Origin of the sequence: Streptomyces sp. NPDC013457 (genome assembly GCF_043089925.1) — a bacterium.
Taxonomy (GTDB): Bacteria; Actinomycetota; Actinomycetes; order Streptomycetales; family Streptomycetaceae; genus Streptomyces.
Window position 1 is genome coordinate 449,759 of record NZ_JBICBL010000003.1, and the last position, 19,579, is coordinate 469,337.

Consider the following 19,579-nt stretch of genomic DNA (forward strand, 5'->3'; position numbering starts at 1 on the left):
CCCGGGACGCGGTCACCGCTGTCCACAGGTCCTGTCCTCTTATATGAGGAACAGGAGGCGAGCGGCGTTCGTCAGTCCCGCTCGCAGACGAAGATCGCCGTACCCGGGATCAGGTTCCCCCGCAGCGGCGACCAGCCGCCCCACTCCTGGCTGTTCCACTCCGGCCACTCCGGCTCGACGAGATCCACCAGCCGGAAGCCGCCGGCGACCACGTCCCGCACCCGGTCGCCGATCGTCCGGTGGTGCTCCACGTACACGGCCTGCCCCTGCTCGTCCTGCTCGACGTAGGGGGTGCGGTCGAAGTAGGAGGCCGCGACCGACAGCCCCTCGGGACCCGGCTCGTCGGGGAAGGCCCAGCGGATCGGGTGCGTCACCGAGAAGACCCACCGGCCGCCCGGCCGCAGCACCCGGCGCACCTCGCGGAACACCTTCACCGGGTCCGCCACGAAGGGCACCGCGCCGTACGCCGAACAGGCCAGGTCGAAGGCGCCGTCCCGGAACGGCAGCGCTCCGGCGTCCGCCTCGACCAGCGGCACGTCGTCCCCGATCCGCAGCGCGTGCTGGAGCTGCCGGTGCGAGAGGTCGAGCGCCACCGGCCGCGCCCCCTGCGCCGCGAGCCAGCGCGAGCACTGCGCCGCCCCCGCGCCTACCTCCAGGATGTCGAGCCCCTTCAACGAGCCGGCCGGTCCGAGCAGCCCCGCCTCGGCCTCGTCGAGACCCTCCGGACCCCAGACGAAACGGTCGTCCCCGAGGAACGCCCCGTGCTCGCTCTGGTACTCGTCGGCGTTCCCGTCCCACCAGCCGCGGCTCGCCCGGCTGCTCTCCGCGTCACCCGCGTCACGCCGGGTCGCCGCAGGCTCGTACTCGGACCCGTCTTCCTGTTCGTACTCTTGGTTCATCTCGCCCGTCGATGTAGTTTGCGCACAGCGTCGCTGCGCGGCCCCGGCCAGGACGGCCTGGGGAGAGTTGAGTTGTGCCGGGTATAGGACGAACCGCCCCGCCTGCGCGCTTCGCGCATTGACCCTGTCCGGCTGCCCCCGTATGCTAAAGGTTGCGCTGCGGGCCTGCGCGCCTCAGACGGAGCAGGCCGCGCTCGCACGGTTGTATGTCCCCTCGGTTCTCGAGGCGCCCACCGGTCCATCCGGAAAGGCGCTTCATTGGCTGTCCGGCTTCTTCGGTGCGATACGGGCTCTCGGCGTAGCAGTACCTACGACTTTCTGTCCGTAACCGGAGCCCTTTCCCACATGACGAGCAGCACCGAGACCACCGCCACCACCCCGCAGGTTGCGGTCAACGACATCGGTAACGAGGAAGCCTTCCTCGCCGCGATCGACGAGACGATCAAGTACTTCAACGACGGCGACATCGTCGACGGCGTCATCGTGAAGGTCGACCGGGACGAGGTCCTGCTCGACATCGGTTACAAGACCGAAGGTGTCATCCCGAGCCGCGAGCTCTCGATCAAGCACGACGTCGACCCGAACGAGGTCGTCAAGGTCGGCGACGAGATCGAGGCCCTGGTTCTCCAGAAGGAGGACAAGGAAGGCCGCCTGATCCTCTCGAAGAAGCGTGCCCAGTACGAGCGCGCCTGGGGCACCATCGAGAAGATCAAGGAAGAGGACGGCATCGTCACCGGTACCGTCATCGAGGTCGTCAAGGGTGGTCTCATCCTCGACATCGGCCTCCGCGGCTTCCTCCCGGCCTCCCTGGTCGAGATGCGTCGCGTCCGCGACCTCCAGCCCTACGTGGGCAAGGAGCTCGAGGCGAAGATCATCGAGCTGGACAAGAACCGCAACAACGTGGTCCTGTCCCGCCGTGCCTGGCTGGAGCAGACCCAGTCCGAGGTTCGCCAGACCTTCCTCACGACCCTCCAGAAGGGTCAGGTCCGCTCCGGCGTCGTGTCCTCGATCGTCAACTTCGGTGCCTTCGTGGACCTGGGTGGCGTCGACGGTCTCGTGCACGTCTCCGAGCTGTCCTGGAAGCACATCGACCACCCGTCCGAGGTTGTCGAGGTCGGCCAGGAGGTCACCGTCGAGGTTCTCGACGTGGACATGGACCGCGAGCGCGTCTCCCTGTCGCTGAAGGCGACCCAGGAGGACCCGTGGCAGCAGTTCGCCCGTACCCACCAGATCGGCCAGGTCGTCCCGGGTAAGGTCACGAAGCTGGTTCCGTTCGGTGCGTTCGTCCGCGTGGACGAGGGCATCGAGGGTCTGGTCCACATCTCCGAGCTGGCCGAGCGCCACGTGGAGATCCCGGAGCAGGTCGTCCAGGTCAACGACGAGATCTTCGTCAAGGTCATCGACATCGACCTCGAGCGTCGCCGGATCTCGCTGTCCCTGAAGCAGGCCAACGAGTCTTTCGGTGCCGACCCGGCGTCGGTCGAGTTCGACCCGACCCTGTACGGCATGGCCGCGTCCTACGACGACCAGGGCAACTACATCTACCCCGAGGGCTTCGACCCCGAGACCAACGACTGGCTCGAGGGCTACGAGACCCAGCGCGAGGCCTGGGAGACCCAGTACGCCGAGGCGCAGCAGCGCTTCGAGCAGCACCAGGCTCAGGTCATCAAGTCCCGCGAGGCCGACGAGGCCGCCGCTGCCGAGGGTGGCGCCGCCGCTCCGGCCGGTGCCCCGGCGGGTGTCACGGGTGGCTCGTACTCCTCGGAGTCGGACGACAACTCCGGCGCCCTGGCGTCGGACGAGGCCCTGGCCGCCCTGCGCGAGAAGCTGGCCGGCGGCCAGAGCTGAATCAGCTCTGTCGCTAGGCACTAGCTAGCCAACGATCGAGGCCCGTTCCCCTCCGGGGGAGCGGGCCTCAGTCGTGTCCCGAGGGCTCCACGCGCGTCCTGCGCCGGTCCCACGCGGGCGTGCTCGCGTGCGCACACTCCGCTCACGAAAACCGGGCCACGGGGAATGCCCCTGCACCGGGGAGCGTTCTTCTCTAGGAACGCGAGGAGGAGCGGTAATCGTGCTTGATCCCCAGGATTTGTACGAATGGGACCAGAAGGGCCTGGCCGTCGTGGACATGGCCCTGGCGCAGGAGTCGGCCGGGCTGGTCATGCTCTACCACTTCGACGGCTACATCGACGCGGGTGAGACCGGCGAGCAGATCGTCGACCACCTGCTGGACACGCTGCCGCACCAGGTGGTGGCCCGCTTCGACCACGACCGGCTCGTGGACTACCGCGCACGCCGGCCGCTGCTCACCTTCCGGCGCGACCGCTGGACGTCGTACGAGACGCCCGCCATCGAGGTCCGCCTGGTCCAGGACGCCACCGGCGCCCCCTTCCTGCTGCTGTCCGGCCCCGAACCGGACGTGGAGTGGGAGCGGTTCGCCGTCGCCGTCCGCCAGATCGTCGAACGCCTCGGCGTCCGGCTCTCGGTGAACTTCCACGGCATTCCCATGGGCGTCCCCCACACCCGCCCCGTCGGCCTCACCCCGCACGGCAGCCGTACGGACCTCATGCCCGGCCACCGAAGCCCCTTCGACGAGGCCCAGGTCCCCGGCAGCGCCGAATCGCTCGTCGAGTTCCGGCTCACCGAATCCGGTCACGACACCCTCGGCGTCGCCGCCCACGTCCCGCACTACGTGGCCCGGTCCTCCTACCCCGACGCCGCGCTGACCGCCCTGGAGGCGATCACGGCCGCCACCGGCCTCGTCCTGCCCGGTGTCGCCCACACGCTGCGCACCGAGGCCCGACGCACACAGACCGAGATCGAGCGCCAGATCGGGGAGGGCGACGACGAGCTGACGGCCCTGGTCCAGGGCCTTGAGCACCAGTACGACGCGGCGGCCGGCGCCGAGACCCGCGGCAGCCTGGTCGCCGAGCCCGTCGACCTGCCGTCGGCGGACGAGCTCGGCCGCGAGTTCGAGCGCTTCCTCGCCGAGCGGGAGGGCGAGGCGTAGCCGGCGGACCGCGGGTCCTAAGCTGCCGCTCATGCTGAAGGTGGGCCTGACCGGCGGTATCGGCGCCGGCAAGAGTGAAGTGTCGCGGCTCCTCGTCTCGTACGGGGCCGTGCTGATCGACGCCGACAAGATCGCTCGCGAGGTCGTCGAGCCCGGGACTCCCGGGCTCGCGGCCGTCGTGGAGGCGTTCGGGGCGGAGATCCTGACCGACGGGGGCGTCCTGGACCGGCCGAAGCTCGGCTCGATCGTCTTCGCCGACGCCGACCGTCTGGCGACCCTGAACGCGATCGTCCATCCCCTGGTCGGCGCCCGCTCCGCCGAGCTGGAGAGCACGGCCGGAGCCGACGACGTCGTCGTCCACGACGTCCCCCTGCTCACCGAGAACGGCCTCGCGCCGCTCTACGACCTGGTGGTCGTCGTCGACGCGTCCCCGGAGACCCAGCTCGACCGGCTGGTACGGCTGCGAGGGATGGCCGAGAGCGAGGCGCGAGCCCGGATGGCGGCCCAGGCGACGCGCGAGCAGCGCCGGGCGATCGCGGACCTGGTCGTCGACAACGACGGGCCGCTGGACGCGCTGGAGCCCCAGGTGCGCAAGGTCTGGGACGAACTGACCCGGCGGGCCGCCGGGGAAACCCGGTAGAAAGCCGACAGGTCCGCGCGATGGGCCACGCCCGTGGCGGGGTAGGAATCGCGGGTACGGCGGTCGGATCTCCGGCGGTCACCACCGCGGCGGGCCGCGGCGAGAACCGTGGCGATGCCGTCCGTGCCGGAATCGGGTCCCGGCACGGAATACCGCTGTCGGGCCCGATGTTGAACCGCCGGAGACAGGGAAGGATGCCACCGTGGCCGAGAGGAACCCCGAGACCCACGTCATCGACTTCCGCGCCGCCGAGCAGCTCTTGGCAGCGCGGGACCCCCGCGGTGCCGTGAAGCTGCTCGACTCGGTGATCGCCGCTCATCCCGAGAACACCGCGGCTCGGCTGCTGCGCGCCCGCGCCTTCTTCGCCGCCGCCCAACTGCGCCCCGCCGAGCTGGAGTTCGAGCTGGTCCTGGAGCGCGAACCGGACAACGCGTTCGCGCACTTCGCCCTCGCCCGCACCTTCCAGCGCTCCGGTCGGCCCGACCAGGCCACCCGCCACTTCCGCCTCGCGGCCGCGCTCGACCCCAAGCCGGAGTACCTCCAGGCGGCCCGCTTCGGCGCCGAGGACTGACGCCCGGTACGGGTCGCGCGGCGCCGGGCGGTGTCAGCGGCGGCGGCGCGGGCCCGTGCCGCCGTGATCGGGCTCGTACGGCGGGATGTTCCGCCCTGGCTGCCAGTGCGGCCCCTGACGGATGTGGTGCAGCACCATCGACATGTCGACGGCGGCCACGACGAACAGCACCCCGCAGGCCGCCGCCCACCCGGGGCTGCCCACCAGTGCGAAGACCGTCGTGCCGAAGGCGGCCCAGAGCAGACCCCACAGACTCAGCCAGAACCGCATCCGCAGAGCACTGCGCGCGGTCGCCGGTTCACTGCCTGTACGCATGACGGTCGCATCTCCTACTGAGGGTCTACCCCCGGCGTGCGAGGGCGAACGTCACTCGAACGGGCGATATTCGGCTCGACGCGGCGTCGCTGGGAACGGGCGCCCGAGGGCCTTCGTTCTCCTGGGCATGAGCGGACGGATGCGTGAGGGACACCAAGGGACGGGGCCCGGAGCCATCACCCCCGACGGCTGCGCCGTCGACGTGTACCGGCGCCTCGGGGTGGGACGCGAGCCGGAGGTGATCGAGGCCGCCGTGCCGGCCGGTGCCTCCCTGCTCGAACTGGGCTGTGGCGCCGGGCGGGTGACGGGGCCTCTGGTCGACCGGGGTTTCGCCGTGACGGCGGTGGACGAGTCGGCGGAGATGCTGGAAGCGGTCAGGGAGCGCGTGCCGGGCGTGGAGACGGTGCACAGCCCGATCGAATCACTGCGCCTGGAGCGGCGGTTCGATGTGGTGATGCTCGCCTCCTTCCTGGTCCACACGGCCGAACACGCCGAACGGCAGGCACTGCTGGAGAGCTGCAGACGCCATGTCCGCGACGACGGCTGCGTCCTGATCCAGCGCGAGGGCGAAGGCTGGCACCGGGAGGTGCCGCGCGAGCGCGAGGACCCGGGCGGCTGCACGGTACGCATCGTGTCGTCCGACCCGGTCGGGGACGGCGTCGACTCCGTCCTCGCCGAGTACGTCTTCCCGGATCTGCGCTGGACCCAGAGGTTCCTCTCGCGGCCCCTGAGCGCGGCGGAGTTCGAGCGGTACCTGGGCGAGGCGGGGCTCGCGGTCGACGCCGTGCTGACGGACGACGGCACCTGGGTCAGGGCTCGTCCCGTGGCCCGGTGAGCGGACCGTGACCCGCTGAGAGAGTTCGCGCCGTGCACCGGAACGGCGATGAGTTTCCGGTGCCCCGCCCGTCTACCCCTGTGACAGCGAACGCACCGCCGACAGCAGGGGGATCACCCGTGACCACCGACATCGCAGCCGTCACCGCCGCCTCCGGGACCACCGCGGGCAAAAAGCGCCTGAGCCGCCGCGCCGACATCACCGTACGGGTCCTCCAGATCCTCCTCGCGCTCTTCTTCGCGATCCCGAGCGCCGCGCCGAAGCTGGTCGGACACTGGTCGGCCGCCGAGGCCTTCGACCGGATCGGCTGGGGCGACTGGCTGATGTACACGGTCGGCGCACTGGAACTGGCCGGGGCGGTGGCACTGCTGGTCCCGGTCCTCGCCGGCGCCGCGGCGACCGCGCTCATCGGCCTGATGATCGGGGCGTTCGTCACCCAGCTGACCGTGTTCGACGGCCAGAACGCCCTGACGCCGGTCCTCTTCGCCGTACCCCTCGCCGTCATCGCCTGGACCCGTCGCGACCGCAGCACGGAGCTTCTCGCGCGGATCCGCCGCCGGGCGTGACGCGCCGGCGGCCCGCGCGGCCCGCGGCCGCGGCTAGTGGACGACGCTGTAGCTGCGCCAGGGGAGCGTGTCCGGCGCGATGATGTCGCTCGTGTTGGTGGCGATGTAGATGTAGTCCCCCTGGCACTGCCTGTTGGTGTACAGCTTCAGGTCGAGCAGCGTGCGGTTCTCGACCCTCGTCACGCCGGACGGGGCGAGCCTGTGGCAGCCGTTGACCGAGGGGCTCGTCACGGTGATCACGACTTCGCGCGCGGTGTCGTACGTGAGCGTGCCCACCGCGGTGCGGCCGAGACCGGAGCAGCCCGCGACGGTGAGCATCAGGAGCGCGGCCCCGGCGGCGGTGCCGATACGCCGATGAACGGACATGGCGGTTCCTCGTCTGTCGGGCGAAGGCGGCAGAAGCCCTGTTCACGTCACCCTGCCGCCTGCGGGGCGGGCTGTCACCCGGTGCTGGTCCGCCCGGGCGAAGCGGCGCGAGGGCCCGTTGTCAGACCCCACCCGTAAGGTCGGAGATCCAGAAGGAATCCGTCGCGGAACGGGAGGTGACCGGCGCCATGACCCAGCACACCTGGCAGAGCTGTGCCGCCGTCTTCCTTCCGGCCTCGCTTCCCCGGGAGGGGCGGGTCGCCTTCTGGGCCCCGGACGGCGGCACGCTGCCCGGGGCCGCCGAGATCACCGAGCTCACCGTCGTACGGCGTCACGGCTCCGGAGTCCGCAGCCGCACCGTCCCCGCGAGGGTCCTCGGCATCGCCGAGGCCCTGCCGCACCTGGTCGCCGCCCGTCACCGCCCGGGCGCCCACCCGGCGGCCGCCTGCTGGGGCGCCGCCGCCCTGCACGCCCTGCATCTCGCCGCACGGGGCCGGCTGCTGCCCGGCCTCACCGCGGACGACCTGGACGCCTGGCGGGCGGGGCCGCTGGACGCCGACGATGTCGCCCATCTGAGGGCCGTCGCCGCCGCGATGCCACCCGAGGCCCACGCGGTGCCGTTCCCCGGCCGCAGTCCGCTCCAGCTGCCCGACCCGGAGGCGCTCGTGCGGGCCTTCCTCGACGCGGTCGCCGACACCCTGCCCCGTACCCCCGCCGCGGCCCACGCGGCCGGTGAGCCGTTCGCCGCGCGCGCCGCACAGCACCTGCCCCACGCGCGCGCGTGGGCGGCCGAGGCGGCGGCCGGCATGGACGCCGGCGTCCGGGTCTCACTCCGGCTCGACCTGAGCGGTTACCGACTCTTCGACGTCGCCGGGGACGGCGGTGACGAGCGGCGGGCCGCCGCGGCCCTCCTCCAGGTCCACAGCCTCGCCGACCCCACCCTCGTCATCGACGCCGCCGCACTCTGGGAGGGCGACGGCGACGAGCTCTTCGGACCGCGGGCCCGCGTCGACGCCGTCCTCGCGCTGCGCCGGGCGGCCCGCGTCTGGCCACCGCTCGGCGGGCTCCTGGAGCGCGACATCCCCGACGTCCTCGCCCTCACCGAGGACGAGCTGTACGAGCTGCTCGGCCCCGCCGCCGCACGCCTGGCGGACGCCGGGGTGGCCGTCCACTGGCCCCGCGAACTGGCCCGCTCGCTCACCGCCTCCGCCGTCGTACGGCCGCCGGCCGCCGCCCCGGGCTCGGCCACCGACGGCACCGCGTTCTTCGACAGCGAGGAACTGCTCCGCTTCAACTGGCAGCTGGCCCTCGACGGAGACCCGCTCACCGAGCGGGAGATGGACGCGCTCGCGGAGTCTCACCGGCCCATCGTGCGACTGCGCGACCAGTGGGTGGTCGTCGACCCCGACCTGGTCCGCAAGGCCCGCAAGCGCGAACTGGGCCTCCTGGAGCCCGTGGACGCGCTCGCGGTCGCCCTCAGCGGTACGGCCGAGGTGGACGGCGAGACCGTCCGCGCCGTGCCCGTGGGCACCCTCGCGACGCTCCGGGACCGGCTCGTCGCCGGGCCCGAGGAGGTCGAGGCACCCGCCGGACTGGACGCCACCCTGCGCGACTACCAGCTGCGCGGACTGGCCTGGCTCGACCTGATGACCTCGCTCGGCCTCGGCGGCTGCCTCGCCGACGACATGGGCCTCGGCAAGACCGTCACGCTCATCGCCCTCCATCTGCGCCGCGCCCGCCGCGCGCCCACCCTCGTCGTCTGCCCCGCCTCCCTGCTGGGCAACTGGCAGCGCGAGATCCAGCGCTTCGCCCCCGGTGTCCCCGTGCGCCGCTTCCACGGCCCCGACCGCTCCCTCGAAGGACTCGTCCCCGAATCCGGCACGGGCGGCTTCGTCCTCACCACCTACGGCACCCTCCGCACCAGCGCCCCTCACCTGGCCGAACAGGAGTGGGGGATGGTCGTCGCCGACGAGGCGCAGCACGTCAAGAACCCCTTCTCCGCCACCGCCAAGGCGCTGCGCACCATCCCCACGGCCGCCCGGGTCGCCCTCACGGGCACGCCGGTGGAGAACAACCTCTCCGAGCTGTGGTCCCTGCTCGACTGGACCACCCCCGGCCTCCTCGGCCCCCTCAAGGCCTTCCGGTCCCGCCACGCGCGCGCCGTCGAGAACAGCGAGGAGATCGAGAACCAGGAGGCCGTCGAGCGCCTCGCCCGGATCGTCCGGCCCTTCCTGCTGCGCCGCCGCAAGTCCGACCCCGGCATCGTCCCCGAGCTGCCGCCCAAGACCGAGTCCGACCACCCCGTGGCCCTGACCCGCGAGCAGGCCTCGCTCTACGAGGCGGTCGTCCGGGAGACCATGAGCCAGATCGAGGACGCGGAGGGCATGGCGCGCCGCGGTCTCGTCATGAAGCTGCTCACCTCCCTCAAGCAGATCTGCAACCACCCCGCCCAGTACCTGAAGGAGCACACGGCCGAGGGCGGCGGTACGGCCCGGCTCGCCGGCCGCTCCGGCAAGCTCGCGCTGCTCGACGAACTCCTCGACACGATCCTGGCCGAAGGCGGCTCGGTGCTCGTCTTCACCCAGTACGTCTCCATGGCCCGGCTGCTCGCCGACCATCTGGAGGCCCGGGCGATCCCGGCCCAACTGCTCCACGGAGGAACGCCGGTGGCCGAGCGCGAGCGGATGGTCGACCGCTTCCAGTCCGGCGACGTGCCCGTCTTCCTGCTGTCGCTGAAGGCGGCGGGCACCGGGCTCAACCTGACCCGCGCCGGCCATGTCGTCCACTTCGACCGCTGGTGGAACCCGGCCGTCGAGGAGCAGGCCACCGACCGGGCCTACCGGATCGGACAGACCCAGCCCGTCCAGGTCCACCGGCTGATCGCCGAGGGCACGGTGGAGGACTCCATCGCCGAGATGCTGCGCGCCAAGCGCGCCCTCGCCGACGCCGTTCTCGGCTCCGGAGAGGCCGCGCTGACCGAGCTCACCGACCGCGAGCTGGCGGACCTGGTGTCCCTGAGGAGGCCGGCATGAACGGCCGCTCCGGCTCCTCGCCGCGCCCCGCCCGCCGGCCAGTCGCCGGGAGGTTCGCCGGCCCGCGCCACGACGACCTGCGACGTACCTTCCCCGCCCTCGCCCCGCGCGAGGCGCCGGACGGCCGCTTCGCCGCCACCTGGTGGGGCAACGCCTGGGTGGAGGCCCTGGAGGACACCGCCCTCGACCCGGCACGGCTGGCGCGCGGCAAGGCGTACGCCGGGCGCGGGCACGTCGACGCCATCACGGTCACCCCCGGCCGGGTCATCGCCTACGTCCACGGCACGCGCCCCCGTCCGTACCGCACCGAGATCCGGCTGAGGACCCTCGGCGACGACGGCTGGGAGCAATTCCTCGACGAGGTCGCCGCGCGGCCCGACCACATCGCCGCCCTGCTCGACAAGGACGTCCCGCACGCACTGGAGGCCGTCACCGGTCTGCTGCCCGCGCCCGGAGACCTCGTCCCCGACTGCTCCTGCCCGGACGACGGGTTCCCCTGCAAGCACGCGGCAGCCCTCTGCTACCAGTCGGCGCGGCTCCTCGACGAGGACCCGTTCGTCCTCTTCCTGATGAGGGGCCGCGGTGAGCAGGAGATCCTCGCCGCCCTCACCCAGCGCAACGCGGCCCGTTCCGCCGCGGAGAAGACGGCGGCGGCGCCGCCGATGGCGACGGTCCCGGCTCGCGCCGCGTTCGCCCCCGACCCCGGCCGGGCCCTGCCGTCGCTGCCTCCGCCCCTGCCCGCGCCCGCGCGGCCGGGCCGTCCCCCCGTCTACCCGCCTGACCCCCACGCGCCCGATCCTCTCGCCCTGGACCTGCTCGCCACGGAGGCCGGGGCCCGCGCTCACGCCTTCCTGACCACCGGGCGCGATCCCGTCGCCGCGCTCACCCCCTGGCAGGACGCCGTGCGCCTCGCCGCCGCCCACCCGGGCTCCGGACTCACCGCCTCCACTCGCGCGCTCTACCGCGACCTCGCATACGCCCTGGACCGCACACCCACCGACCTCGCCCGGGCCGTCGCGGCCTGGCGGCAGGGCGGAGCCGCCGGACTCACCGTCCTCGAAGAGCCCTGGGACCCGCCCGCGGGGCCCTTCGACCGCGCCCGACCGGCGCTGCTCGCCGCCGACTTCCCGGCCTTCCGCCCCTGGCGCAACCGGTTGTCGACCCGCTCCCTGCAGCTCCGCCTCGGCCGCGACGGACTCTGGTACGGCTACGAGTCCGACGCCGACCGTGAGGACTGGTGGCCCCGCGGCACACCCGACGCCGACCCGGTCGGCGCGCTCACCGATCTGCTGGGCCGCTGACCGCCGGGCAGGACCCGAACCGTCTCACCCTGCCCTCTCCGTTCGAAGCCATTCCCACTCGATGGAGTGAAACCCGCCGACGGCCTGATCCGGCCTCGCCCGAATCGCGTTAATTGCGTTACGGGCGGATGCCCGTGAACACCTCCGGAAGGCAGGAAGCCATGAGGCACATTCGCCGAAGTGGTCTGGCCACACTGATGGTCACGGGTGGCGCGCTCGCGCTCTCGGCGGGCGCCGCGCACGCCGACGCCGGTGCACAGGGCGCCGCTGTCGGTTCGCCGGGCGTCGGCTCCGGCAACACCGTGCAGTTGCCGGTGCACGCCCCGGTCAACGTCTGCGGAAACACCGTCAACGTCGTCGGACTCCTCAACCCGGCGTTCGGCAACCGCTGTGCCAACACGAGCGCGTCCGGCGGCTACGGCTCGGACGCCGACGGCCCGGGCAGGGCCCACAAGGACCTGCCCGGCACGCCGCGCAGCGGGGGTCAGCACGGCGGCGGCTCCCAGCACGGCGGCTCCCAGCACGGTGGCGGCTCCCAGCACGGCGGCTCCCACGCCGGTTCGTCCCACGGCGGTTCGTCGAACGGGGGCGGGGCCACCGCCGAGGGCCACGCCCACGGCTCGCCCGGCGTGCTCTCCGGCAACGGACTCCAGCTGCCCATCGACCTCCCGGTCAACGTGAGCGGCAACTCCGTCAACGTCGTGGGCATCGGCAACCCGGCGTTCGGCAACACCTCGGTCAACGGCCCGTCCCAGCCCGAGGAGCCGGGCGAGGAGCCCAAGCCCACGCCGCCGCGGAACATCCCCCCGGTCCCCGAGACGGAGACCGAGGAGCCCGCCCCGGCGCCGCGCCCGCAGACCAGCTCGGTCGCGCTCGCCAGCACGGGTTCGGAGCTCGTCGGCTACGCGGCCCCGGCCGGCGCGGCCCTGCTGCTCGGCGGCGCACTCCTGTACCGCCGGGCGCGCGGCATGGGCGCGCAGGTCTGAGGCCCTCCGCGCGGTACCTCCCCGTCCTCACCCGGGGCGCCAGGCCCGGAGCACCGTCTCGATGGCGGGTGCCACCCTCGTCCGGGCCTGGTGCCGGGGAACACCGCGCATGAGCAGCGAGTCGTACTCGGTGTCGACATGCCGTACGGCGGCCCGCACCGCGGCCGTGACCGCGCCCCGGTCGAGCGCCCGCCCCGCCGCCGTACGTCCCACCCGGCCGCTGCCCTTGTGGGAGGCGTGGGCCGCGATCTCCGCGGCCCGGTCCAGCGGGCAGTGCGGGAAGAGCCGCAGGATCTCGGCCTCCAGCGCCGCCGTGACCTCCGTGTCCCGCTCCGCGCGCCGCGCCGCGTCCCGGACCCGGCGCCTCGCACGCGCCTCCGCGTCCGCCAGGCAGGCGGCCTCCGCCCGGGCGAGCGCGTCCTCCTCGACGAGGAGGCCCTGACGCTCGTACCGGGTGCGGCGCCGGTTGTGCCGGACCACCACCGCCCACAGCGCGCTGCCCTCCCGCGCCCGGCGGGTCAGGGCGGTGTCGCCCCGGCGCAGGAACACCAGATGGCCCAGGTCGGCGCAGTCGAGGCAGACGGGCGCGTTGAACTCGACGATCATCCGCTCGAGGGGCCCTTGACGGCACTCCGAGCAGCGGCGTCGCTTGAGCGGTTCGACGACGACGGGTGCGACCAGGTCCACGACGTCCCCCTTTCAGCGCGTGCCGGGAGCGGCGGCGGCGATGAACCGGTCGAGCGTCTCCTTCGCCTGCCGTGAACGGTGGGCGCGGTCCTCCTCGCCTGTCGCCTCGTGCACGCAGTTGGTCGTCTCGAAGGCCTGCTCGGCCAGTCGGCGGGTCTCCGCGTCCTCGCAGACCAACTGCACGCGGAAGAGCGCCTGTCGGGTGGCCGTGCGCTGACGGTACGAGGCGTAGCGCGACTCCTCCGCCCGGTCCGAGTCCGGATCCTCCACGGCGCGGAACCAGCGGTCGTTCTGGCTGCGCCGGTAGTCGACGACCGCTCCCGCGAAGGCGCTGTACGCCGCGATCCGCTCCTGCCGCAGCTGCTCGTCGCGGGCCAGCGCCGCCGTACGCTCCGCGGCCCGGCTCTCGAACCAGTGCGTGGCGATCACACCCAGCAGGGTTCCCGCCACGGCGATCAGTGCCGTCTCCATGCCCCGGTCACTCCTCCGCGTGCTCAAGTGGCCGCAATAATCGTTCGATTCACCGCCCCGGTCCCGGCTAGGGTCCGTCGCGTGGCAACGAAACTCAATCAGATCATCGCAGTGGAGAAGGGCGTCAAGTCCAGGGCGCAGCAGGACCTCACGTCGGCGCACCACGGGCTGCAGAAGCCCGCCCTGCTGGCGGGCATCTCCCGTACGTACCAGCCGAAGGACGAGGAGGGCGAGCAGCTTCCGCCCGAGTCCACGCTGGTGCAGGTGAAGGCCGAGGACGTACTGCGCGACACCGCACGGGCGTTGACGAGGCTGTTCGATGTGACCGCCACCAAGGACTGGGCCAACTGCGAGGCACGCGCCGACATCACGGTCGACGGGCGCGTCCTGGTGAGCCGGGTGCCCGTCGCGTACCTCCTCTTCCTGGAGAAGCAGCTGACGGACATCAACACCTTCGTGCGCAAGCTGCCGGTCCTCGACGCGGCCGAGTCGTGGACGCAGGACCCGTCGACCGACGCGTGGAAGACCGAGGTCGTGCGGACGGTCCGGACGAAGAAGGTGCCGCGCAACCACGTCAAGGCGGAGGCGACGGACAAGCACCCGGCCCAGGTCGAGGTCTACTACGAGGACGTGCCGGTCGGCTACTGGACCACCGTCAAATTCTCCGGGGCTCTGCCGGCCCGGCGGGTGAACGAGCTCCTGGAGCGGGTGGAGAAGCTCCAGCAGGCCGTGAAGTTCGCGCGTGAGGAGGCGAACAGCGCCGAGGTCACCGACCAGCGTGTCGGCGACGCCGTCTTCGGCTACCTCTTCGGGTAGCCGGGGACACCCATGAACTCCCCGGCCGCAGTGACGGCCGGGGTGCGCGAGGAGCGCAAAGCTGAAACTGAGGCTTGTCGTGAATCCGCGGTTCCAGTGGAGGTTCGAGTCCTCCTCCCGGCACTCTCCTGCCGGGGTGGCCCAACCAGGCAGAGGCAGACCGCGTCAATCTCAGACTATTGCTCCAGACTCAGCATGCGCCGCTCATCGCCGGATCGACCGGGCCCGGGCCCTGGTGCGTCGAAATGCCAGTTCGAATCTGGTCCGCCGAGCTCGATCGGCGGTGGTCCAACGGCAGGACGCGACGCAATGACGACTGACCCGGGTCCTCAAGTGTGCCGGCGTGTGATGTGAGCGGCATCGAACAGGGTCCGGGGGCAGGCTACGCCCTCGGACCCGCTCCGTTTCCGGAGCCGTGACGCCCTACGGCGTACGGGGCTTCGCCGGTACGCAGAGCCGGGCGAGGACGGCGGCGGTCAGGTAGGCGAGCGCGCCGACGGCCATGCTGACACGCACCCCCGCGCCGCCCCCGGCCGTGACGAGCAGGCTTCCGCCGAGCGCGACACCGGTGGCGCTGCCGATCTGCCGCGTGGTGTTGAAGAGCGCGGACGCGGTCCCCGAGTACGCCGGTGGAGCGGCGCCCATCACGGTGGCGGTCGAACCGGTGAGGGCGAAGGAGGTACCGAACCCCGCCGCCATCATCGGGGCCACCAGCAGGGCGTACGCGGGGTCGGCGCCGGTCGCGGCCCAGCCGGCCAGCCCCAGGGCGGCCAGGAGCATGCCGGTGACGACGAGCGGACGGTCGCCGGTGCGGCGGGCCAGCCGTCCGGACAGGACGGACGCGAACATGGTCATCGCCACGGCCGGGAAGAGCGCGAGACCCGTTTCGAGGGCGCTGTAGCCGCGATGCTGCTGGAACTCCAGGCTGGCGGTGAACACCATGCCGTAGAAGCCGAAGTTGAACAGCAGCCCGATGACGGCTCCGCCCCCCATGGCGCGGGACCGGAGCAGGTCCAGGGGCAGGGCGGGGGACCGGGCCAGCCGCTCGCGTACCGTGAACGCCACCGCGGCGAGGACGGCCAGGGCCAGTCCGCCGAGGACGACCGGGTCGGACCAGCCGCGCCTGCCGGCCTCGTTCAGTGCCCCCGTCAGCAGCGCCACCCCCGCGACGACCGCGACCTGGGCCGGCCAGTCCAGAGCCCGGGTGGCGCGCCGCGGCGAGCGCTCCACATGGCGCAGGGTCAGCAGCAGACACACCGCGCCGACGGGCAGGTTGATGAGGAACACCCAGCGCCAGCCCACGGTGGAGACGAGCAGTCCGCCCAGGAGGGGCCCGGCGGAGGCGGCGATGCCCGCCATCGAGCCCCAGAGTCCGAACGCCCGCGACCGGGCGGCCGGCGCCGGGTAGGCCTGCTGGAGCAGGGCGAGGGAGCCGGGCACGATCAGCGCCGCGCCGAGCCCCTCCACCAGCCGGGCCGCCACGAGGAAGGGCGTGCTGGGTGCGAGAGCGCAGGCGGCCGAGGACGCGATGAAGACGACGACGCCCGCGCAGAAGATCCGGCGGTTGCCGAGGCGGTCGCCCAGCGCGCCACCGGTCAGCAGAAACCCGGCGAAGACCAGGGTGTACCCGTCGGTGATCCACTGGATCCCGGTGAGCGAGGCCGACAGCTCCCGGCCGATCACCGGTACGGCGACGTTGAGGATCGTCACGTCCAGGATCACCATGAAGTACCCGGCGCACACGGCCAGGAGCGGCGCCAGGGACCGTCGCTCCGGCGTGGGTGACGACTTCCCGAACTCCACGGCCTCAACTCCCATCCGTCCGTGGAGGCCCATGTCACGGCCAGCGTAGGGGCAGGGCGGCCCTACTGCCGGTAGCCGCTCAGGAAGCGTCCGATGCGGCTGATCGCCGCGTCCAGGTCGTCGGCGTACGGGAGGGTCAGAATGCGGAAGTGGTCCGGACGTGGCCAGTTGAAGCCGGTGCCCTGGACCACCTGGATCTTCTCCCGCAGCAGCAGGTCGAGGACGAACTTCTCGTCGTCGTGGATCCTGTGCACCTTCGGGTCGAGGCGGGGGAAGGCGTAGAGCGCGCCCTTAGGCTTCACGCAGGAGACTCCGGGGATCTCGTTGAGCTTCTCCCAGGCCTTGTCGCGCTGCTCGTGGAGCCTGCCGCCCGGGGCGGTGAGCTCGTGGATCGACTGCCGGCCGCCGAGCGCCGCCTGGATGGCGTACTGGGCGGGGGCGTTCGGGCACAGCCGCATGGAGGCGAGCATGGTCAGCCCCTCCAGATAGCTCTTCGCGTGCTGCTGCGGGCCGCTGACGACCAGCCAGCCGGAGCGGAACCCCGCCACGCGGTACGTCTTGGAGAGCCCGCCGAAGGTGAGCACGACGAGGTCCGGGGCGAGGGAGGCGGCCGGATGGTGCACGGCCTCGTCGTAGACGATCTGGTCGTAGATCTCGTCGGCGAAGACCATCAGCCCGTGGCGGCGGGCGAGGTCGAGGATGCCCTCGACGATCTCACGGGGATAGACGGCGCCCGTGGGGTTGTTGGGGTTGATGATCACGACGGCCCGGGTACGGTCGGTGATCTTCGCCGCCATGTCGTCGAGGTCCGGGTACCAGTCGGCCGACTCGTCGCAGAGGTAGTGCACGGCCTTCCCGCCCGCGAGGGTGGTCGCCGCCGTCCACAGGGGGAAGTCGGGAGCGGGGATCAGTACCTCGTCGCCGTCCTCGAGCAGCGCCTGGACCGCCATGGAGACCAGTTCGGAGACGCCGTTGCCGAGGAAGACGTCATCGACGTCGACCTCGGGCAGGCCCATGGCCTGGTAGCGCTGGGCGACGGCGCGCCGGGCGGAGAGGATGCCGCGGGAGTCCGTGTAGCCGTGGGCCTTCGGGAGCATCCGGATCATGTCCTGGACGATCTCCTCGGGCGCCTCGAAGCCGAAGAGCGCGGGATTGCCCGTGTTGAGGCGCAGGACGCTGTGGCCCGCCTCCTCCAGGGCGTTGGCGTGCTCGATGACCGGGCCGCGAATCTCGTAGCAGACCTCGCTCAGCTTGCTCGACTGCCGGAACTCCATGCGACGACCTCCCCAGAAGTATTGATGCTTGGTTTTACCAAGTTAGAGCTTGGAAAGTCCAACAACTTGTCTAGACTGCGTCGCATGCCACGTCAGCCACGACACCCGCGCCGCCGGAGCTACGACCAGTACTGCGCCTCCGCGCGCGCCCTCGACGCCGTCGGCGACCGCTGGACGCTGCTGATCGTCCGCGAACTCCTCGCCGGGCCGCGCCGCTACACGGATCTCCACGCCGATCTCCCGGGCGTCAGCACGGACATGCTGGCCGGGCGGCTCAAGGACATGGAGGGCACCGGACTCGTCACGCGCCGCCGCCTGCCGCCACCCGTGTCGGCGTACGTGTACGAACTCACCCCGCGCGGACGCGGACTGCTGCCGGTCCTGCGTGCCCTGGCGGAGTGGGGCGCGCAGGACCTGGACGCGCCGCGCCCGACCGACGCCGTACGCGCCCACTGGTTCGCGATCCCGCTGCTCCGAGCCCTGGAGGGCGTGGTGACAGGGGTCGTACAAGTGACGCTGGACGAGGGCGCGTTCCATGTACGGATCGAGGGCGACGGTGGTGTCTCCTACGCGGACGGGCCCGCCGAGAGCCCGGACGCGCACCTGCGGACGGACACCGCGACCTGCCGGGCCCTGGCCGGCGGGGAGCTGAGCCTCGCGGAAGCGGTCGCGGCGGGACGGGCGCGGCTGGATCAGACCGTACCGACCGGCTGAGATCGTTCGGCCGGGCCCCCTCCGCCGGGTTACCGTATGGCCGGTTTCCGCTGTCGTGAACAACACGACCGCATCGGGGAGTTGGAGGGGTGGCCATGAGAACGGGCATATTCGGGGCGCGGCTGCGCAAGAGCCTGGTCGTCGCTGGCACGGTCGCCGCTGTGGCGGTCGTCCCGTCCGCCGCGCTCGCCACACCGGGCACCGGGGTGAGCGGCACCGTGCTGGCCAAGGGCACCTCCGACGGCAGGCTGAAGATCAAGCCGCCCAAGGGCGACACCGACGTCACCGTCCGCACCGTCACCATTGCGCCGGGCGGCTCCACCGGCTGGCACCACCACCCCGGCCAGCTCATCGCCGTCGTCCAGTCCGGCACCCTGACCCGCACCCTCGACGACTGCTCGGTCGAGACCACTCCCGCGGGCGAGGCGTTCATCGAACCGGCAGGGCGCAGGCACGTGCACATCGGACGCAACCTCGGCGCCGAACCCGTCGTCCTCTACGTCACCTACGTGCTGCCCGAAGGCGCCCCGCTCTCCGTCGACGAGCCCGCGCCGGAGTGCGCGCAGGACTGACGCCCCTGCGGCGAACCGCCGTACGCGTGTGGCAAGGTCACGTCCGTGCGATTCGAAGCGATCACCTGGGAGCGGCTCTCCGAGACCCTGGCCGCGCATGTCGACGGCGCCACCCCCGGTGACGGGAGCGCCTGGCTCAAACTCGCCATCGACGGCGCACCCGCGGCACCGACCGGCGAGACCGCGGAGCGGATCGCGCAGGCGCTGCGGCTGCGCGGACGGTCCGTGCTCGTCGTCGGCACCGGAGGGTTCCTGCGGCCCGCGTCCCTCCGGTACGAGCACGGGAAGCAGGACCCCGACTCGTACTACGGCGAGTGGTTCGACACCGGCGCGCTGTGGCGCGAGGTGTTCGGCCCCCTGGAGGCGGGCGGCACGGGGCGCGTCCTGCCCGACCTGTGGGACCCGGTCACCGACCGCGCCACCCGCAGCCCCTACGTGGAACTGCCGCCCGGTGGAGTGCTCGTGGTGCACGGGCCCTTCCTCCTCGGGCACTGGTTCCCCTTCGACACCACCGTCCATCTGCGCCTCTCGCCCGGAGCCCTCGCCCGCCGCAGTGGGGAGCCCTGGACCCTGCCCGCCTTCGAGCGGTACGAGAACGAGGTCGGGCCGTCCGACGCGGCCGACGTGGTCGTCCGCGCCGACGACCCGCGCCATCCGGCCTGGACGGGGCTCCCCGGCCAGGACCTGCCCTGAGCGGTGCCCCGGGGGCCAGGGCCGGCCTCCC

At 72.3% G+C, this 19,579-nt stretch carries 20 protein-coding genes; 13 read left to right on the forward strand and 7 right to left on the reverse strand.

Annotated features, from left to right (window positions below):
- Nucleotides 1–71: 71 nt before the first annotated feature.
- Entirely contained in the window at nt 72–899 is an 828-nt protein-coding gene (locus ACF1G2_RS10875; RefSeq protein ID WP_391797954.1) for a class I SAM-dependent methyltransferase, read from the reverse strand.
- Nucleotides 900–1,244: 345 nt separating this feature from the next.
- Between ACF1G2_RS10875 and rpsA the strand changes: the two genes are divergently transcribed.
- The 4 genes from rpsA to ACF1G2_RS10895 all read left to right on the forward strand — a co-directional run bounded on the left by rpsA (nt 1,245) and on the right by ACF1G2_RS10895 (nt 5,117).
- A complete protein-coding gene (rpsA, locus tag ACF1G2_RS10880; RefSeq protein ID WP_391797955.1) occupies nt 1,245–2,747 on the forward strand; it encodes a 30S ribosomal protein S1 in 1,503 nt (500 codons plus the stop codon).
- Nucleotides 2,748–2,967: 220 nt separating this feature from the next.
- Nucleotides 2,968–3,906 carry a PAC2 family protein gene (locus tag ACF1G2_RS10885; protein WP_391797956.1) on the forward strand — a complete coding sequence of 313 codons (939 nt, stop codon included), beginning with the start codon at nt 2,968–2,970 and terminating at the stop codon, nt 3,904–3,906.
- Between the two features lie 31 nt (nt 3,907–3,937).
- On the forward strand, nt 3,938–4,546 hold the full coding sequence (gene coaE, locus ACF1G2_RS10890; RefSeq protein WP_391797957.1) for a dephospho-CoA kinase: 609 nt from the start codon (nt 3,938–3,940) through the stop codon (nt 4,544–4,546).
- Nucleotides 4,547–4,748: 202 nt separating this feature from the next.
- The gene (locus ACF1G2_RS10895; RefSeq protein ID WP_391797958.1) at nt 4,749–5,117 is read left to right on the forward strand and encodes a tetratricopeptide repeat protein; all 369 of its coding nucleotides are present in this window, start codon (nt 4,749–4,751) and stop codon (nt 5,115–5,117) included.
- 33 nt (nt 5,118–5,150) lie between these two features.
- On the opposite strand, the gene ACF1G2_RS10900 is transcribed toward ACF1G2_RS10895, so the two are convergent.
- Nucleotides 5,151–5,432: a DUF6343 family protein gene (locus tag ACF1G2_RS10900; protein ID WP_391797959.1), complete on the reverse strand. Its 282-nt coding sequence runs from the start codon at nt 5,430–5,432 to the stop codon at nt 5,151–5,153.
- 139 nt (nt 5,433–5,571) lie between these two features.
- Between ACF1G2_RS10900 and ACF1G2_RS10905 the strand changes: the two genes are divergently transcribed.
- Entirely contained in the window at nt 5,572–6,267 is a 696-nt protein-coding gene (locus ACF1G2_RS10905; RefSeq protein ID WP_391797960.1) for a class I SAM-dependent methyltransferase, read from the forward strand.
- Nucleotides 6,268–6,386: 119 nt separating this feature from the next.
- The gene (locus ACF1G2_RS10910) at nt 6,387–6,833 is read left to right on the forward strand and encodes a DoxX family protein (RefSeq protein ID WP_391797961.1); all 447 of its coding nucleotides are present in this window, start codon (nt 6,387–6,389) and stop codon (nt 6,831–6,833) included.
- A gap of 33 nt (nt 6,834–6,866) precedes the next feature.
- Here ACF1G2_RS10910 and ACF1G2_RS10915 read toward each other — a convergent pair whose 3' ends face one another.
- Nucleotides 6,867–7,199 (reverse strand): hypothetical protein, encoded by a 333-nt coding sequence (locus ACF1G2_RS10915; RefSeq protein WP_391797962.1) that lies wholly within the window; start codon nt 7,197–7,199, stop codon nt 6,867–6,869.
- A 188-nt stretch (nt 7,200–7,387) separates the two neighbouring features.
- Between ACF1G2_RS10915 and ACF1G2_RS10920 the strand changes: the two genes are divergently transcribed.
- The 3 genes from ACF1G2_RS10920 (at nt 7,388) to ACF1G2_RS10930 (ending at nt 12,518) form a co-directional block, all read left to right on the forward strand.
- Nucleotides 7,388–10,231, forward strand: coding sequence for a DEAD/DEAH box helicase (locus ACF1G2_RS10920; protein WP_391797963.1), 2,844 nt, complete (start codon nt 7,388–7,390; stop codon nt 10,229–10,231).
- Nucleotides 10,228–11,532, forward strand: a complete 1,305-nt coding sequence (locus ACF1G2_RS10925) for an SWIM zinc finger family protein (RefSeq protein WP_391797964.1) — start codon at nt 10,228–10,230, stop codon at nt 11,530–11,532. Before ACF1G2_RS10920 ends, ACF1G2_RS10925 begins: the two co-directional genes overlap by 4 nt.
- A gap of 161 nt (nt 11,533–11,693) precedes the next feature.
- Nucleotides 11,694–12,518 carry a chaplin gene (locus ACF1G2_RS10930; RefSeq protein ID WP_391797965.1) on the forward strand — a complete coding sequence of 275 codons (825 nt, stop codon included), beginning with the start codon at nt 11,694–11,696 and terminating at the stop codon, nt 12,516–12,518.
- Nucleotides 12,519–12,545: 27 nt separating this feature from the next.
- Here the strand turns inward: ACF1G2_RS10930 and ACF1G2_RS10935 are convergent, their stop codons facing one another.
- Entirely contained in the window at nt 12,546–13,205 is a 660-nt protein-coding gene (locus tag ACF1G2_RS10935) for a DUF2293 domain-containing protein (protein ID WP_391797966.1), read from the reverse strand.
- A 12-nt stretch (nt 13,206–13,217) separates the two neighbouring features.
- Entirely contained in the window at nt 13,218–13,676 is a 459-nt protein-coding gene (locus ACF1G2_RS10940) for a hypothetical protein (RefSeq protein WP_391797967.1), read from the reverse strand.
- Between the two features lie 81 nt (nt 13,677–13,757).
- Here ACF1G2_RS10940 and ACF1G2_RS10945 point away from each other — a divergent pair, with 81 nt between their 5' ends.
- Nucleotides 13,758–14,492 (forward strand): hypothetical protein, encoded by a 735-nt coding sequence (locus tag ACF1G2_RS10945; RefSeq protein ID WP_383170100.1) that lies wholly within the window; start codon nt 13,758–13,760, stop codon nt 14,490–14,492.
- Nucleotides 14,493–14,915: 423 nt separating this feature from the next.
- On the opposite strand, the gene ACF1G2_RS10950 is transcribed toward ACF1G2_RS10945, so the two are convergent.
- On the reverse strand, nt 14,916–16,295 hold the full coding sequence (locus ACF1G2_RS10950) for an MFS transporter (RefSeq protein ID WP_391797968.1): 1,380 nt from the start codon (nt 16,293–16,295) through the stop codon (nt 14,916–14,918).
- A 62-nt stretch (nt 16,296–16,357) separates the two neighbouring features.
- Complete coding sequence (locus ACF1G2_RS10955; protein WP_391797969.1) at nt 16,358–17,569, reverse strand: pyridoxal phosphate-dependent aminotransferase; 1,212 nt, start codon at nt 17,567–17,569, stop codon at nt 16,358–16,360.
- A gap of 84 nt (nt 17,570–17,653) precedes the next feature.
- On the opposite strand from ACF1G2_RS10955, the gene ACF1G2_RS10960 reads away from it, so the two are divergent.
- The 3 genes from ACF1G2_RS10960 to ACF1G2_RS10970 all read left to right on the forward strand — a co-directional run bounded on the left by ACF1G2_RS10960 (nt 17,654) and on the right by ACF1G2_RS10970 (nt 19,548).
- Complete coding sequence (locus tag ACF1G2_RS10960) at nt 17,654–18,283, forward strand: winged helix-turn-helix transcriptional regulator (RefSeq protein WP_391797970.1); 630 nt, start codon at nt 17,654–17,656, stop codon at nt 18,281–18,283.
- A 95-nt stretch (nt 18,284–18,378) separates the two neighbouring features.
- Nucleotides 18,379–18,855, forward strand: coding sequence for a cupin domain-containing protein (locus ACF1G2_RS10965; protein WP_391797971.1), 477 nt, complete (start codon nt 18,379–18,381; stop codon nt 18,853–18,855).
- Between the two features lie 45 nt (nt 18,856–18,900).
- Nucleotides 18,901–19,548 (forward strand): uridine kinase, encoded by a 648-nt coding sequence (locus ACF1G2_RS10970; RefSeq protein ID WP_391797972.1) that lies wholly within the window; start codon nt 18,901–18,903, stop codon nt 19,546–19,548.
- Nucleotides 19,549–19,579 lie beyond the last annotated feature (31 nt).

Coding starts and splice junctions, on each gene's coding strand:
- ACF1G2_RS10875 (WP_391797954.1), bottom strand. CDS start 899: ATGAACCAAGAGTACGAACAGGAAGACGGGTCCGAGTACGAGCCTGCG.
- ACF1G2_RS10930 (WP_391797965.1), top strand. CDS start 11,694: ATGAGGCACATTCGCCGAAGTGGTCTGGCCACACTGATGGTCACGGGT.
- ACF1G2_RS10915 (WP_391797962.1), bottom strand. CDS start 7,199: ATGTCCGTTCATCGGCGTATCGGCACCGCCGCCGGGGCCGCGCTCCTG.
- ACF1G2_RS10900 (WP_391797959.1), bottom strand. CDS start 5,432: ATGCGTACAGGCAGTGAACCGGCGACCGCGCGCAGTGCTCTGCGGATG.
- ACF1G2_RS10920 (WP_391797963.1), top strand. CDS start 7,388: ATGACCCAGCACACCTGGCAGAGCTGTGCCGCCGTCTTCCTTCCGGCC.
- ACF1G2_RS10925 (WP_391797964.1), top strand. CDS start 10,228: ATGAACGGCCGCTCCGGCTCCTCGCCGCGCCCCGCCCGCCGGCCAGTC.
- coaE (WP_391797957.1), top strand. CDS start 3,938: ATGCTGAAGGTGGGCCTGACCGGCGGTATCGGCGCCGGCAAGAGTGAA.
- ACF1G2_RS10905 (WP_391797960.1), top strand. CDS start 5,572: ATGCGTGAGGGACACCAAGGGACGGGGCCCGGAGCCATCACCCCCGAC.
- rpsA (WP_391797955.1), top strand. CDS start 1,245: ATGACGAGCAGCACCGAGACCACCGCCACCACCCCGCAGGTTGCGGTC.
- ACF1G2_RS10965 (WP_391797971.1), top strand. CDS start 18,379: ATGAGAACGGGCATATTCGGGGCGCGGCTGCGCAAGAGCCTGGTCGTC.
- ACF1G2_RS10940 (WP_391797967.1), bottom strand. CDS start 13,676: ATGGAGACGGCACTGATCGCCGTGGCGGGAACCCTGCTGGGTGTGATC.
- ACF1G2_RS10960 (WP_391797970.1), top strand. CDS start 17,654: ATGCCACGTCAGCCACGACACCCGCGCCGCCGGAGCTACGACCAGTAC.
- ACF1G2_RS10955 (WP_391797969.1), bottom strand. CDS start 17,569: ATGGAGTTCCGGCAGTCGAGCAAGCTGAGCGAGGTCTGCTACGAGATT.